Annotated in this window: 14 protein-coding genes; 5 read left to right on the plus strand and 9 right to left on the minus strand. The window is 52.8% G+C overall.

The annotated features are described in order from the left end of the window. Positions 1-202 precede the first annotated feature (202 nt). Positions 203-370: a ribosome modulation factor gene (gene rmf, locus AC3Y5R_RS07045; protein ID WP_158785402.1), complete on the plus strand. Its 168-nt coding sequence runs from the start codon at positions 203-205 to the stop codon at positions 368-370. A gap of 133 nt (positions 371-503) precedes the next feature. On the opposite strand, the gene fabA is transcribed toward rmf, so the two are convergent. Both fabA and AC3Y5R_RS07055 read right to left on the minus strand, forming a co-directional pair. After that, positions 504-1,022 carry a bifunctional 3-hydroxydecanoyl-ACP dehydratase/trans-2-decenoyl-ACP isomerase gene (gene fabA / locus AC3Y5R_RS07050; RefSeq protein ID WP_338562673.1) on the minus strand — a complete coding sequence of 173 codons (519 nt, stop codon included), beginning with the start codon at positions 1,020-1,022 and terminating at the stop codon, positions 504-506. A gap of 68 nt (positions 1,023-1,090) precedes the next feature. Further along, the gene (locus AC3Y5R_RS07055; protein ID WP_489920734.1) at positions 1,091-2,845 is read right to left on the minus strand and encodes an AAA family ATPase; all 1,755 of its coding nucleotides are present in this window, start codon (positions 2,843-2,845) and stop codon (positions 1,091-1,093) included. Between the two features lie 185 nt (positions 2,846-3,030). Here AC3Y5R_RS07055 and matP point away from each other — a divergent pair, with 185 nt between their 5' ends. After that, positions 3,031-3,486 (plus strand): macrodomain Ter protein MatP, encoded by a 456-nt coding sequence (matP, locus tag AC3Y5R_RS07060; RefSeq protein WP_158784264.1) that lies wholly within the window; start codon positions 3,031-3,033, stop codon positions 3,484-3,486. A gap of 97 nt (positions 3,487-3,583) precedes the next feature. Here the strand turns inward: matP and ompA are convergent, their stop codons facing one another. Beyond that, entirely contained in the window at positions 3,584-4,654 is a 1,071-nt protein-coding gene (gene ompA, locus AC3Y5R_RS07065) for a porin OmpA (protein ID WP_158784263.1), read from the minus strand. Positions 4,655-5,001: 347 nt separating this feature from the next. Next, positions 5,002-5,511 carry an SOS-induced cell division inhibitor SulA gene (gene sulA / locus AC3Y5R_RS07070; protein ID WP_158784262.1) on the minus strand — a complete coding sequence of 170 codons (510 nt, stop codon included), beginning with the start codon at positions 5,509-5,511 and terminating at the stop codon, positions 5,002-5,004. Between the two features lie 204 nt (positions 5,512-5,715). Here sulA and AC3Y5R_RS07075 point away from each other — a divergent pair, with 204 nt between their 5' ends. After that, positions 5,716-6,351 (plus strand): TfoX/Sxy family DNA transformation protein, encoded by a 636-nt coding sequence (locus AC3Y5R_RS07075; RefSeq protein ID WP_489920735.1) that lies wholly within the window; start codon positions 5,716-5,718, stop codon positions 6,349-6,351. On the opposite strand, the gene yccS is transcribed toward AC3Y5R_RS07075, so the two are convergent. Both yccS and AC3Y5R_RS07085 read right to left on the minus strand, forming a co-directional pair. Further along, the gene (gene yccS / locus AC3Y5R_RS07080; protein ID WP_489920736.1) at positions 6,341-8,473 is read right to left on the minus strand and encodes a YccS family putative transporter; all 2,133 of its coding nucleotides are present in this window, start codon (positions 8,471-8,473) and stop codon (positions 6,341-6,343) included. The two genes, AC3Y5R_RS07075 and yccS, sit on opposite strands and share 11 nt — an antisense overlap. A 5-nt stretch (positions 8,474-8,478) precedes the next feature. Continuing rightward, entirely contained in the window at positions 8,479-8,925 is a 447-nt protein-coding gene (locus tag AC3Y5R_RS07085) for a YccF domain-containing protein (RefSeq protein WP_158784259.1), read from the minus strand. A 129-nt stretch (positions 8,926-9,054) separates the two neighbouring features. Here AC3Y5R_RS07085 and helD point away from each other — a divergent pair, with 129 nt between their 5' ends. Further along, the gene (helD, locus tag AC3Y5R_RS07090) at positions 9,055-11,109 is read left to right on the plus strand and encodes a DNA helicase IV (RefSeq protein WP_489920737.1); all 2,055 of its coding nucleotides are present in this window, start codon (positions 9,055-9,057) and stop codon (positions 11,107-11,109) included. A 34-nt stretch (positions 11,110-11,143) separates the two neighbouring features. On the opposite strand, the gene mgsA is transcribed toward helD, so the two are convergent. Together mgsA and AC3Y5R_RS07100 are read right to left on the minus strand one after the other, a co-directional pair. Beyond that, positions 11,144-11,602, minus strand: a complete 459-nt coding sequence (mgsA, locus tag AC3Y5R_RS07095; protein ID WP_489920738.1) for a methylglyoxal synthase — start codon at positions 11,600-11,602, stop codon at positions 11,144-11,146. Positions 11,603-11,684: 82 nt separating this feature from the next. Continuing rightward, on the minus strand, positions 11,685-12,341 hold the full coding sequence (locus AC3Y5R_RS07100) for a YccT family protein (protein ID WP_489920739.1): 657 nt from the start codon (positions 12,339-12,341) through the stop codon (positions 11,685-11,687). A 188-nt stretch (positions 12,342-12,529) separates the two neighbouring features. On the opposite strand from AC3Y5R_RS07100, the gene AC3Y5R_RS07105 reads away from it, so the two are divergent. Then, entirely contained in the window at positions 12,530-12,946 is a 417-nt protein-coding gene (locus AC3Y5R_RS07105) for a CoA-binding protein (RefSeq protein WP_489920740.1), read from the plus strand. A gap of 28 nt (positions 12,947-12,974) precedes the next feature. Here AC3Y5R_RS07105 and hspQ read toward each other — a convergent pair whose 3' ends face one another. Next, on the minus strand, positions 12,975-13,292 hold the full coding sequence (hspQ, locus tag AC3Y5R_RS07110) for a heat shock protein HspQ (protein ID WP_158784254.1): 318 nt from the start codon (positions 13,290-13,292) through the stop codon (positions 12,975-12,977). Positions 13,293-13,332: the final 40 nt, after the last annotated feature.

Here is a 13,332-nt window from a genome sequence, read left to right on the forward strand (position 1 = left end):
CAGCGGGTTATTTCTCATCTTTCGGGTTTTCTGGGCGAAACAGCACCCGCATATTCTCACGGTAATATGACATTGGCGTGAAATTTGCGGATTGATTTTTAGCCCGGATGGCGTTAGAAATTGAAGTGTGGTTGCAAACAATGCAATCACTGATTTCTTTCCACCAGATTCCACCTGACCTGAAGAGGGGATTACAGGCATGATGAAGAGACAGAAACGAGATCGACTCGAACGGGCACATTCCAGAGGTTATCAGGCCGGTATTACCGGACGTTCGAAAGAGATGTGTCCCTATCAAATGATAGACGCGAGGTCTCACTGGTTGGGAGGTTGGCGACAAGCCATGGAGGACAGGACGGTTAGCGTATAACCCGATTGTTCACGTTATATAATCTGAACATCCGGTTCGTGAAAATAGCACTATCAGGTTTGTGAAACTGGATAACTCAGGTTTTAAAAGGAAGAACCTCCGCCGAAGCGGAGGTTTCCGTTTTAAGGGAGGCTTAAAAAGCGGTTGTGTCTTTGAACAGACCTACTTTCAGATCGGTCGCGGTATAGATCACATGACCGTCCACCAGCACTTCACCGTCCGCCACACCCATCACCAGCTTGCGATTGATCACACGCTTGAAGTGAATGCGGTAAGAAACTTTTTTCGCGGTTGGCAGAACCTGGCCAGTGAATTTCACTTCACCCACACCCAGTGCACGACCTTTGCCTTCTGCGCCTAACCAGCCCAGATAGAACCCAACCAGCTGCCACATGGCATCCAGACCCAGACAGCCTGGCATGACCGGGTCGCCGATAAAATGACAGCCAAAGAACCACAGGTCCGGATTGATATCCAGCTCGGCTTCAACAAATCCTTTGCCGTAGTTACCGCCGTCTTCGGTCATTTTCACCACGCGGTCCATCATCAACATGTTTCCGGACGGCAACGGTGGGCCTTCAGCACCAAACAGTTCACCACGGCCGGAGGCAATGAGGTCTTCTTTTGTATAGGATTCGCGTTTATCTACCATGTTCTCAATAAGCCTTATTTTAATGAATCACGAAGATTAGCTAACAGGCGTAAGCTGAACAAGTCCGATCAGCTCTGGTTAAACCAGTTAAGCCAGCGCAGCGGCCACGGACGCTGACGCCCGTCCTGCTGATTAATTTGCGCAATGCGCTCCTGTATTGAGCGTAGCAGACAGGCCGAATTTTCTTTTTCCCACTCTTCACCGGTCAGCAAAGGCAATGCTTCATCCACGCTGCTGACTGCCCAGAGGTTGAATTTGCCTTCACGCACCGCATCCACCACTTCCTGCTGTAGCGAAAGATGGCGCACATTGGCAGCAGGGATAATGACGCCCTGGTTGCCGGTCAGATTGCGCTGGTTACAGATGTGGAAAAAGCCTTCAATTTTTTCGTTCAGCCCGCCAACCGGCTGCACGCGACCAAACTGATCGACCGATCCGGTCACGGCGATTTGCTGATTGATCGGCTGGCTGGCCAGCGCGCTGATCAGCGCACAAAGCTCGGCGAGGGAAGCACTGTCGCCATCCACTTCGGAATAGGACTGCTCAAACACCAGAGAGGCGGAAAAGGGCAGCTGCTGTTCCAGTTCCAGCTCGGCGATCAGCCAGGCCTGCATGATCATCATGCCTTTGGCGTGAATATTGCCCCCCAGCTCGGCTTTACGCTCAACATCAGTGAACTCGCCGTCGCCAACATGCACCACGCAACTAATACGGGAAGGTTCGCCAAAGGCACGCGGATGGCCAGGGAATTCGATAACTGACAGCGCATTGATCTGCCCGATCATTTCTCCTTCGGTTTCAATCAGGATCTGGTCGAGCAGGATTTCATCGCGTACTCGGTCAGCCAGGAAACCTTCCCGCCATTCGCGGGTTTCCAGCGCACTTTGCAGATGTTCACCGCTGATGTTTTCATACGGGCTGTACATCACTGCATCCTGCAGCTGGCGTGTAATCCATGCAGGGCAGAGCGGCAGCGTATCCTGATCGCCGGTATAGCGAACCGCTTCACGGATCAGCACCGGCCAGAGATCGTCGGCAATCGCTTCAATACCTTCACTGGTAGCCAGAGTGCGAACCCATTTCACCCACAGGCTGAACTCTTCTGCGTCGACAATCTGAATGTTTTCTTCGAACTCTGAGTAGAGCGCCAGTGCTGAAAGCTCCGGCTCCATTTCCTGGAAGTCGGCCAGAGCGTCGCGCTCGCCGGTCAGGATCAAACGGAACTGGAGTGTCATGGCAGGGATCGCCACAGGCAAAGGTCGTGTTTCATCCGGGGAGTACCAGTCAAACTGCTGAGTGGTGAGGATTTTCTTCATTCGCAGCCACAGCAACGGCTGCGCCAGCAGGGTGCGCAGGGAGAGGATCAGCGTACCGCCATTAGCCTGATGTACCAATCCGGGTTGCAGCGTCAGGGTATTGTTATACCAGCGCACACAGCCGAACAGCTGCTCTGTCTCAATCCAGTCCGCACAATGAATGCCGCCAACGCTGGCGAAATTATCCTGCCCAGACTCAGCGGGACGCCAGCTTATCGACAAACCTTCGATCAGGTAGTGACCGCCATGCAGTTCTGCTTCATCCTTAGCAGTGATGCTGGCGAGCTGGTCCTGAAGTAAAGCGAGATATTCAGCGTTTTCAGCCGATTTAATCAGCATCAGTGGCAATTTAGCCGGCGTTTGCTGCAGCAGATTCAGCCCGTTAAACAGGCGTGATTGTACCGCGGCAAAGCAACTGGAATCGTCTTCAGGTACCTGAGAGAAAAGGGACTGAACGCTGTCGGTATCGGGCTGTAGGGCGCGCCATTCTAGTCGGTTGTTGGTCAAAGTTATCGTATTTTTCTGAAATGAGTAAAAGCGGCATTATACAAGATTTCAGCCTGTTAAGCACCGTAGACATGCACTTCACCCCGGTCAGAGGTCGGGATTGCGATAACAACCCCGTTTTCTATGCGGCAGGGCTAAAAAAAGCTGTTATTCTAAACGGGTTATATGAAAAGCATGAGATTCCGATGAAATATCAGCAACTGGAAAATCTTGAAAGCGGGTGGAAATGGAAGTACCTGGTTAAAAAACACCGGGAAGGTGAAGCGATCACGCGCTATCTTGAATTCAGCGCGGCGCAGGTTGCCGTGGATGAACTGCTGTCGATGGAGAATCGTCCGGTAGACGTGCTGCAGTGGATATCGCGTCATATCAATCCGGCGCTGGAAAACCGGATGAAGCAGACCATTCGGGCCCGACGTAAACGCCATTTTAATGCTGAACATCAGCACACGCGCAAAAAGTCGATCGACCTTGAGTATCTGGTATGGCAACGCCTGGCTGGTCTGGCGCAGCGCCGCAACAGCACTTTATCAGAAACGATCGTACAGTTGATTGAAGATGCTGAGCGCAAAGAACAATATGCCAGCCAGATGTCCTCGCTGAAGCAGGATCTTAAGGCCATTTTAGGCAAGCCGGACTGACGGGAAGGGCAGAAACGTAAGACAAAAAAGAGTTTATCGGGCTGTATCAGCCAAAGAAAAACCCCGCCGGAGCGGGGTTTTTTTATCAAAGCGAAACTTAACCCTGAGGCTGAGTTACAACGTCTTTGATACCTTTAACCTGAATTTCTACACGACGATCCGGTGCCAGGCAATCGATCAGGGCTTTACGGCCTTTCACGCTGTCACAGGTGTTGCCGGTAACTGGGTTAGATTCACCCATACCACGTGCAGAGATTTTGCTGGAAGGGATGCCTTTAGAAACGAGGTAGTCAACTACAGACTGAGCACGTTTTTCAGACAGCTTCTGGTTGTACTGCTCTGAACCGATACGGTCAGTGAAGCCCAGAACAACTACGTTGCCGTCTTTAGGATCCAGGGAGCTCAGCTGGGTGTACAGCTGATCCAGAGCTTGCTGACCTTCTGGCTTCAGGGTTGCCTTGTTGAAGGTGAACAGCACGTCAGATTTCAGAGTGAAACGCTTGGTTTCAACAACTGGAGCTGGCGCTGGAGCTGGAGCTGGTGCTGGAGCAGCAGCTTCGTCCTGACCGAAGCGATAAGAAACGCCCACGCTCAACATGCCGTTATCCGGACGGGTACCAACGGTGTTTGCATCACCGATGTTGTTAACCCACTGGTAATCCAGACGGGTAGCCCAGTTTTTGGTCAGCGCATATTCAACACCAACTGCAGCCAGTGGAGAAACACCGGTGTCGTGGTCGCTGATGCGGCCAGTAGTTGGGTTAGTCTGCGTTGAGTCTGCACGCCATACCATGCCGCCCAGACGAGTGTACACGTCCAGATCGTCCATGATTGGGTAGCTCAGTTTAGCAGCCAACTGAACGCCCTGTGCTTTAAATGCGCCGTTAGTCACGGTGCCTTTGTTAGGCATGCGACCCAGCCAGTCATAACCCAGTTCAAAGCCCAGGTACTGGTTAGCCTGGTAGCCACCGAAGGCACCGGCACCCAGCTGGCTTTCATGAGTTGGACCGTTGTTGTTCTCATAACCGTTACCGTAGTAACCAGTGTCATGGTACTGAGACCAGCCCAGTTTTGCACCGGTATACCAGGTGTTATCTTTAGGGGCGGCCTGCGCTACGGTAGCGAAGCCAGCCAGTGCCACTGCAATTGCGATAGCTGTCTTTTTCATTTTTGCGCCTCGTTATCATCCAAATAGGCAATGAGCTTTCATTAGCTCTTTGATTAATCCTTCGCCGGGTTATGACGCTCGATTATGGCTCATCCAAAAAAGGGAGGTTATTGAGCACCCTGGCGACGTAAAGTCTACAACGTACTAGCAAACTTACAAGTATGATGTGACGCACGTCAGCAAAAAAACAGGCATTCGTACACAATTTTACACATTTGCGGACAGGTTATGTGTAGAAACAGTGTGGTGAAAACGCTTCTAAACCATTGTCCCACCGCGTCATAGCATAATCAGATGGTTATCGCGGCTTGCCAGGAAAATCCTTGTGAGATTATTCCTATTTTTACTTAATGATACAAACTAGACTGAATTTTTAGGCCGCTGAAGGGTCTGGCTGAAGTGATATTGACCGGATCGGGACGCATTATCAGTCCTAACGCCTGTCCACAGGAAGCTGCTTCCTGGAGCCGGCGGCGATCTTTTTCGGTGACTTCTCCTGGTAACCAACCTAACACCACACTGTAATTTCCTGTCTGCAAAGCTTTGATCATGGCTTCAACGGTGGTTATCGCCCCGGAAGATTGCACCTGCATAACTTTATCCAGCGGTAAACCAGATTGCAGCAGCCAGCTGCGGCTCAATTTCTGCTGCGGAGTCAGCCACAGCTGCCAGCGCGACTGAGTGCCCAACTGCTGTAAAAGAGGCAGCAGCAGCATCTGGGTCATGCCGGGTTGATTCTCACTGTAGATCAGCTCACTAATAAGTCCAGCCGCGTGGGTTTTCTGTGGGGCAGCACAGGATGAGGCCGGACGAAAACTGGCGTTAACAGATTGAGATTTAAGAAAATGAGTTTGCATAATGGCGTCGCTCGCAGGTCACTGTATGGATATACAGTATAAGCCTGGTGAGTAAAGATCAACCTTATTTTTTGGTAACGTCTCGCAAATTCACAATGTAAGGGGCCGCAACACCATTTATTCATTGAACCTGTTACGGCGATTGCCTATTTTCCCTGTGCTGACAGGGTGCTTCAGGGACATTATCAGGTTAAGGAAATTTTTATGGATGACTCAAAGAACAGGATCGCCAGCACCAGAGACAAGCTGGCACAACTGGGTGAAATCGATTGCCGTAGCCAGTTTGGTGGGTACAGCCTTTCGGTGGATCGCGTGGTCTTCGCATTGGTTGCAGAAGGGGAATTATATTTACGGGCCTGTGAGGAAGTCAGACCCTATCTGACCGAAAGGAAAATGAAAGCTTTTACTTTTAACAGAGGAGGGATCCCGGTTGAACTCAATTATTTTCGCGTTGATGAATCTTTGTGGCAGGAAACCCAACAACTGGTGGCGCTTTCGCAACTTTGTCTGTCGGGCGCGCGGCAGCAGCGGGTAAACCGCTATGAGAACCGCCGGTTGAAAGATTTGCCTAATCTGACGATGCGGCTTGAAGTCCTGTTGCGGCATGTGGGGATCAGTTCGGTGAGGATGCTGAAAGAACAGGGAGCCAAACGTAGCTGGCTGAAGTTGCATGCCAGGAATAAAAACCTCGGCATCAACGTTTTGTTTGCGCTGGAGGGGGCGATACTTGGGCAGCACCATGAAGCGCTGCCGCAGGCTTTAAAAGCGGAGCTTCGCCACTGGTACAGCGAAACTCTGCAGTTAAAGAATTACGTTGAAAAGCTGAGGGCTACTCTGTAGAGACCTGATGTTTCAGCTGCGCTATTTCTGGCAGCAGCGCGACCAGCAAGCCGACCTGCTGCAGCACAAGCGGTTCTTTTGTGTCCGGGTCGGCTTCAATCGCTTCAATACGCTCAGAGAGGTTGTTGAGCAGTCGTTGTGCCTTCGCCTCATCAACCAGTTCAATATGCAGGATGTCATCAACGTAGCAAACGGCATCGTCCATCAGTTGCAGCATCGCCGGGCTGGTAATCCTCTCGCGGTGAGCACCCAGCGCTGAAATGTAGCTCAGAAAAGAGTGGTTCAGGGAGAGCAGGCGAAAGGCATCTTCCCTAAGCGCGGCGCTGACATGTTTTTCGGCAGAGAGGTTTGAAACCACCGAAGCCAGTTCTGCATCACCGTTATGCGCGTCACGCCGGGCAACGCGATAGTCCAGCCGGTTATCTTTCCCCTGGTGATACTGGACAAGAATGGCATCCAGATAGCGGCAGTTGGCATTCAGCGTGCGCTCCGCCACGAGTGACAGGCGGCGGAAGCGCCAGTCTGGCCAGATAAAGGCGACGGCCAGCCAGGCAATGCCACAACCTATCAGCGTATCGATAATCCTCGGGAGCGCCACTTCAAAGCCTTCACCCAGCAGGTTAAAGCAGCACAGGACCAGCAGCGTGATAAACAGCGTGGCATTGGCATAGCGGGACTGACGAAAAGCGAAAAACAGAACGCCGCTGAGCACAATCATCACCAGCTGGCCCTCAACGGAGGGGACCAGCCACAGCAGCGGCAGGCCAATCACGATGCCGGCCAGCGTACCGGCTATACGCAGCGCCAGCCGTCTTTTGGTGGCATTATAGTTAGGCTGACAGACGAACAGGCTGGTCAGCAAAATCCAGTAGCCATGCTCCAGCCCGGTCAGCTGTATAAAGGTATATCCGGCACACAGCAGCAGAGACATACGTACTGCGTGACGAAACAGGGCGGACTCAGGGGAGAGGTGACGGCTGATCCGCAGCCGAATATCGGCCCAGCCGGTCAACCCTTCACTGGATAATGTTTGATCGTTGCTGCTCTCTTCCAGGCTTTGTTCCGATTCGATGGTGGCGAGCTGGGCATCAATAGCCTTCAGGTTATTCAGCAAATAATTCATTGCCTTTAAGTCACTGCTGCCCGGCTGGGCGGCATTCAGACGATCCAGCGCGGCATGAAGATGCACGAAGGCCCGTTCGAAGCGGGCATCATGCTGCCAGGGCTCCCGCAGCAGAATGCAGTTTGCCAGTTGCTGACAGGCTTTGGCCTGTAGCGAGAGTAAACGCTGAAAGCGAAACAGAATATCGCTGTAGCGGTATTCCCGGCGCAGGGCATGATACTGGGCATGAGAGGAACTGGCCCGCTCGTGAATATCCTGCGCCACAAAGTAATAATGAAGGGTCCGGCGAGTGCCGCGCTGCCCACGGTCGCCGCGCAGACGGGACTGAATAGAATTTTTTGCCTGATTTAGCGTGGCGACCAGCTGGCTGTTAGCCATCGCTACCTCAATCAGCGCAGCATTATCCTGCTCTTCTGTATCAGGATCGAACAGACCTGCCTTGGATTCCAGATAAACGGCCAGTTTCTCAAAACAACGGGCGATGTTTTCCTGCAGCGGGCGGATCGGAAAAATAACGTGCCCGGTCAGCGTCAGAAGGTTATACCAGACTGCACCCACCAGCAGCAGTGAAGGCTGCAGATACCATTGTGGGAACAGGCCGATGCCCAGCAGGGTATAAATGGCAATCAGTAGTGCACCGAAGGCAATGGTGGCATAACGTTGCCCCAGCGCGCCAAGCAGAATAAAACCCCAGGTTGACACAGCCAGCCCGACGGTGAACAGCCACGGGTAAGGATAAATAAGCTCGATTGAAACCGAGGCCACGCAGAAGCAGACCAGAGTGATCAGCAAGTTGCGCAGTCTGCCGCTTAAACGGTCATCCAGATCCGCCAGCGCGGCTGCCACCAAGCCCAGCGTTAACGGGATGGTCCAGGTAATCTGCCCCAGCCACCAGGGCACACCGGCAGTGCCCGCCAGCGCAATTAAAATGCGCAGGTTATACAGCAGGGCGCTGTTATAAGCGTAGCGGCGCAGGCCGGGCGTCAGCGTCAGGCGCATCAGGTTCAGCTAAACCGGCCGCGGGCATTGGCTTCGCGAGCGGCTTTTGCCACCTCAACGCTGACCACGCGACGACCTACCGGCCACAGAGCAATCGCCGCAATTTTGAAATTCGCAATCCCGGTGGGGATACCAATGATGGTGATGCACTGGGCAATCCCGGTCATGATGTGCATGATGCACAACCACCAGCCGAAAAAGATCAGCCATAAAATATTCAGCAGCGTGCCGCCTGAATTCATCAGCGCATTTTTTTTGCCCGGATAAAGCTCATCGACGTGGATGGCTTCATTGCCGTAAGGCAGCAGCGAAAGCTTAGTGATCTCCCAGCAGGAGCGGGTTAATGGCAAAGTGAAGATAAAAATGATGCTGACCAGTGTTGCCACCAGCCAGGAAAAAGTGGTGAGAAAACCACCCAAAACGAAATTCAGAACGTTTAAAACAGTACGCATCGGATAGTTTCCCTCGCGGTCAGCTGTACGAACAGGTCAATTCGTTGATTGTACCGCGTTTTAAGGCTGGAGCGGTACAGTCTCGCCAGTTAAACTACTGCCTGATGATCATCGCACCTGGGGAAGGTAATGGAACTGAAAGCAACGTCGCTGGGCAGGCATCTGGCGCAACATCCCTATAACCGGGTGAGGTTGCTGTCCGCTGGCGTCGAGGTCAGTGGGGAAAAGCATGAATACCTTATTCCATTTAATCAACTTTTAGCCATCAAATGTAAGCGCGGACTGGTCTGGGGCGAGCTGGAATTTACCCTGCCCGATGAGAAAGTCGTCCGCCTGCACGGCACGGAATGGCAGGAGACCCAGCGTTTCTTCCATTATCTGCAGCAGGCCTGGCAAAGCTGGAGTGAAGAGATGAGCGTGGTTTCAGCCACGGTGCTGGATGAGCAGGTGGCGAAAATCCGCGAGTTCGAACAGCAGGATAAATGGCTGAAGCGCAGCGATATGGCAGGCTGGCGCAAAGCCATCCATGAAGCGTTCGCAGCTCAGCCTTTGCCGGTGCCGCGGCTGGAAGAATTTGATAACTGTCAGGAAGCTTATCACTTTTGCCTGCAGTGGCTGGATAACAGTGACGCTCAGCGGCAGAAACGCAATGCACAGTGGTCGGAGAAGATGCTGGAACAGTATGCCGACTTCTTCAATACCGTTGAAACGTCCCCTCTTAATCCTTCTCAGGCGAAAGCCGTGGTCAACGGGGAAGAGGCATTGCTGGTGCTGGCCGGTGCAGGAAGCGGTAAAACATCGGTGCTGGTTGCACGAGCCGGCTGGTTGCTGATGCGTAAACAGGCGGCACCGGAACAGATCCTGCTGCTGGCATTTGGTCGCCAGGCGGCAGAGGAGATGAACGATCGCATCAAAGAACGGCTGAATACGGAAGGTATTCAGGCCCGTACGTTCCACTCTCTGGCTCTTAACATCATCCAGCAGGGCAGCAACAAATCTCCTGCTATCAGTAAACTGGAAACGGATACCACCCTGCGCCATAAGTTGTTGATTGACGTCTGGCGACAGCAATGCAGCGAGAAAAAAGCCCACGCCAACGGCTGGCGTCAATGGCTCAACGACGAGCTGGAGTGGGCGCTGGACGAAGGTGATTACTGGAAAGATGACCGGCTGGCTGGCCGTCTGGCAAGGCGCCTTGAACGCTGGCTGGGGCTGATGCGTATGCACGGCGGGGCTCAGGCGGCAATGATTGAATCCGCTCCGGAAGACGTTCGCGACCTGTTTTCAAAACGGGTTAAGTTGATGGCACCGTTGATGAAAGCGTGGAAGAGTTCGTTGAAAGAAGAGGGGGCAGTCGATTTCTCCGGGCTGATCCATCAGGCAGTGAATATTCTGGATAAAGGCCGGTTTATCACGCCCTGGAAGCATATTCTGGTGGATGAGTTTCAGGACATCTCTCCACAGCGAGCGGCATTACTGGCCGCGCTGAGAAGGCAAAATAAGCTAACCTCGCTGTTTGCGGTAGGGGATGACTGGCAGGCCATTTACCGCTTCAGCGGCGCGGAAATGAGCCTGACCACGGCGTTCCATCACCATTTTGGTGAAGGCGACCGTTGCGTGCTGGATACTACCTATCGTTTCAACGACCGTATTGGTGAAATTGCCAATAAGTTTGTGCAGAGTAATCCGCACCAGTTAAAAAAACCGCTTAACAGCCTGAGTAAGGGAAATAAAAAATCCGTTTCGCTGATGCCTGAAGCACAGCTTGAAGCCCTGCTGAACAAAATCAGCGGCTATGCAACGGCTGACGAACGGATCCTGCTGCTTTCCCGGTACCATCATTTGCGTCCGGTGCTGCTGGATAAAGCCAAAACGCGCTGGCCAAAACTGAAAATCGATTTCGCGACCATTCATGCCAGTAAAGGGCAACAGGCAGATTACGTGGTGCTGATGGGGTTGCAGGACGGCAAAGATGGTTTCCCGGCGGCGGCGAGAGAGTCGGTGATGGAACAGGCTTTGTTACCGCAGCCGGAGGATTTTACCGATGCGGAAGAGCGGCGGCTGGCCTATGTGGCCATCACCCGCGCGAAACAGCAGGTATGGATGCTTTTCGATCCTGAAAATCCTTCGGTATTTGTGGAGGAGTTTAAGCGGATGGGCGTGCCGGTACTGCGGAAGCCGTAAAAAACGTGAGCGTGAGGGAACACGCTCAGTCAGATTACTGCAGGCGCTCCTGCAAATAGCGCTGGTAGTCAGGGATGATAATGTCCACCGGCTGCGAAAACATCGGCGAATGGATAATAAAATCAGCGGTTGAGCGGTTGGTGGCAACCGGAATATTCCAGACGGTCGCCAGACGCAGTAACGCTTTGACATCCGGATCGTGCGGGACGGCATTCAGCGGATCCCAGAAGAAAAACAGCACATCAATTTTTCCTTCCGAAATCAGTGCGCCCACCTGCTGGTCGCCGCCCATCGGACCACTCAACATTGCGGTTACCGGCAGGCCGGTGGCTCGCTGGATCAGGTTACCTGTGGTACCTGTTGCATACAGCGTATGAGCTTTTAATACATCTTTATGGGTTTCCACCCACTGCATCAGCGATGTTTTGCAGTGGTCATGCGCAACCAGCGCGATATGTTTTTTTTCCTGAATCTTACGGGTGGTTTGATCCATTCCGGCTTCCTGGTTCTGCGTCAGATAAGGGTTAGGTCAGTGAGGTAAAACGTACCGAGTGTAGGCTGACGGCATAAAGACATCAACTGGTACGCAGTGCCCGTAGCAACACCACCAGTCGCTGACGTGTGGCGGAGTCAACCTGCTGATACCACAGCTGCAGTACCCGACTGCCGGAGTGGCTTCCATTTGCTGCGTCACTGGCATAATCCAGCGCGTTAATGTCCGCCGGAAAGTTACTGGTAGTATGAGGCTGGGCAAAGCGGGGTACTGAGGCGACGTTACTTTTCATGTTGTAGGCCACCATCGCCTGTTCATAGTTCTCACCCGATACGGTTAACAGGCGATCCTGCTGGTTTTCAACCAGCTGATGATGTTCATCGTAGAGCTGAAATTCCGGACGCTTGTTAAACATTTTACCCTGCTGAGCAGTGGTCAGTTCCGGAAGGGTAATAGTGATGGATTGTGCCTGAGCTGTGAAGGTGACGATCAACGGGGTGGAAACCCATGATGAGGCCATCTGCGGGCTGGTTTTCAGGTTTTTTTCCACGCGAAATAGCACCTGATGCTGACCGCGATCGAGTTCAAGCCCGTCGGCACCTTTCAGTAAAGAGCCGGAAATTTTACGTCCATCCAGCACTAACAGGTCAATATCAGGCGACAGTTTCAGGGTGGTTGCCTGAGCAGAGGCCGCAACCAGCAGGGTGAACAGTCCTGTTATGACCAGACGCAGCTTCATTTTTTCTCCAGATGCACGGGAACGCAAAAATACCGAATGTATCAAAGTCTTTCAGTATGGCAGCATATTAACATTTTAACATATTTATTCGTGCTATATCTCCGTATTCTCCCTGATTGTCGCCGGGTTAATTTCCAGTTGTTCTGCCAGCGTTTAAAATAGTGTATCTGACTGATAAGGAGAGGCCTGTGCAAGATCATAAAATTGCCGATGTGTTGACATCAACCCGCCATATTGCTCTGGTGGGAGCCAGTGAAAAACCCGCCCGGGCCAGCTATGGCGTGATGGCGTACCTGCTTGAGCAGGGCTATAAAGTGACGCCAGTCAGCCCAAAGCTGGCCGGGCAGACGCTGCTGGGGCAGCAGGTGTATGCGACTCTGGAGGCGATTCCGGAGCCAGTGGATATGGTGGATGTGTTCCGCAATGCTGAGGCTGCATATGGTGTGGCACAGGAGGCTATTGCCATCGGCGCGAAATCTTTATGGCTGCAACTTGGGGTGATTAACGAACAGGCGGCCGTTCTGGCTGGAGAAGCCGGGTTGACCGTGGTGATGGATCGCTGTCCTAAGATTGAAATTCCGCGGCTTGGGCTGCAAAAGAACTAAAAAAACCCCGCATTGGCGGGGTTTTTTACTAATTTCTCAGGCGCGGTGCCTGAAGCTGTTCGCGAATCGAGGCGGCCAGCTCGTCCATCGAAGGCTGTTCCGGGTGGTCGCCCGGTAATTCCCACGAAAGTTGGGCTTCTGCCAGATAGGTATGCACCGTATCGCCGTCTTCATCTTCCATCACGACATGATACCAGGGAGCAGACCGAAACGATTCGCTACCGGCTGCTTCTTCAACATCCGGATCGTCTAATGAGTATTCCGGATCAACATCTACCACCACGCCAAGAAAACCGAGCAGCTTATGCCGCACCTGTTGGCCGAGTCCAAACTTGCTGGCAATCATCGTGACCTCCTGAGAAACTTTGCCCTGCTACCAAAATGGG

The organism is Erwinia sp. 009765445, assembly GCF_058137865.1.

What these genes read in the sequence shown, in the direction of transcription:
- rmf (WP_158785402.1), top strand. Translation starts at nt 203, where the DNA reads ATGAAGAGACAGAAACGAGATCGACTCGAACGGGCACATTCCAGAGGT.
- fabA (WP_338562673.1), bottom strand. Translation starts at nt 1,022, where the DNA reads ATGGTAGATAAACGCGAATCCTATACAAAAGAAGACCTCATTGCCTCC.
- matP (WP_158784264.1), top strand. Translation starts at nt 3,031, where the DNA reads ATGAAATATCAGCAACTGGAAAATCTTGAAAGCGGGTGGAAATGGAAG.
- ompA (WP_158784263.1), bottom strand. Translation starts at nt 4,654, where the DNA reads ATGAAAAAGACAGCTATCGCAATTGCAGTGGCACTGGCTGGCTTCGCT.
- sulA (WP_158784262.1), bottom strand. Translation starts at nt 5,511, where the DNA reads ATGCAAACTCATTTTCTTAAATCTCAATCTGTTAACGCCAGTTTTCGT.
- AC3Y5R_RS07075 (WP_489920735.1), top strand. Translation starts at nt 5,716, where the DNA reads ATGGATGACTCAAAGAACAGGATCGCCAGCACCAGAGACAAGCTGGCA.
- yccS (WP_489920736.1), bottom strand. Translation starts at nt 8,473, where the DNA reads ATGCGCCTGACGCTGACGCCCGGCCTGCGCCGCTACGCTTATAACAGC.
- AC3Y5R_RS07085 (WP_158784259.1), bottom strand. Translation starts at nt 8,925, where the DNA reads ATGCGTACTGTTTTAAACGTTCTGAATTTCGTTTTGGGTGGTTTTCTC.
- helD (WP_489920737.1), top strand. Translation starts at nt 9,055, where the DNA reads ATGGAACTGAAAGCAACGTCGCTGGGCAGGCATCTGGCGCAACATCCC.
- mgsA (WP_489920738.1), bottom strand. Translation starts at nt 11,602, where the DNA reads ATGGATCAAACCACCCGTAAGATTCAGGAAAAAAAACATATCGCGCTG.
- AC3Y5R_RS07100 (WP_489920739.1), bottom strand. Translation starts at nt 12,341, where the DNA reads ATGAAGCTGCGTCTGGTCATAACAGGACTGTTCACCCTGCTGGTTGCG.
- hspQ (WP_158784254.1), bottom strand. Translation starts at nt 13,292, where the DNA reads ATGATTGCCAGCAAGTTTGGACTCGGCCAACAGGTGCGGCATAAGCTG.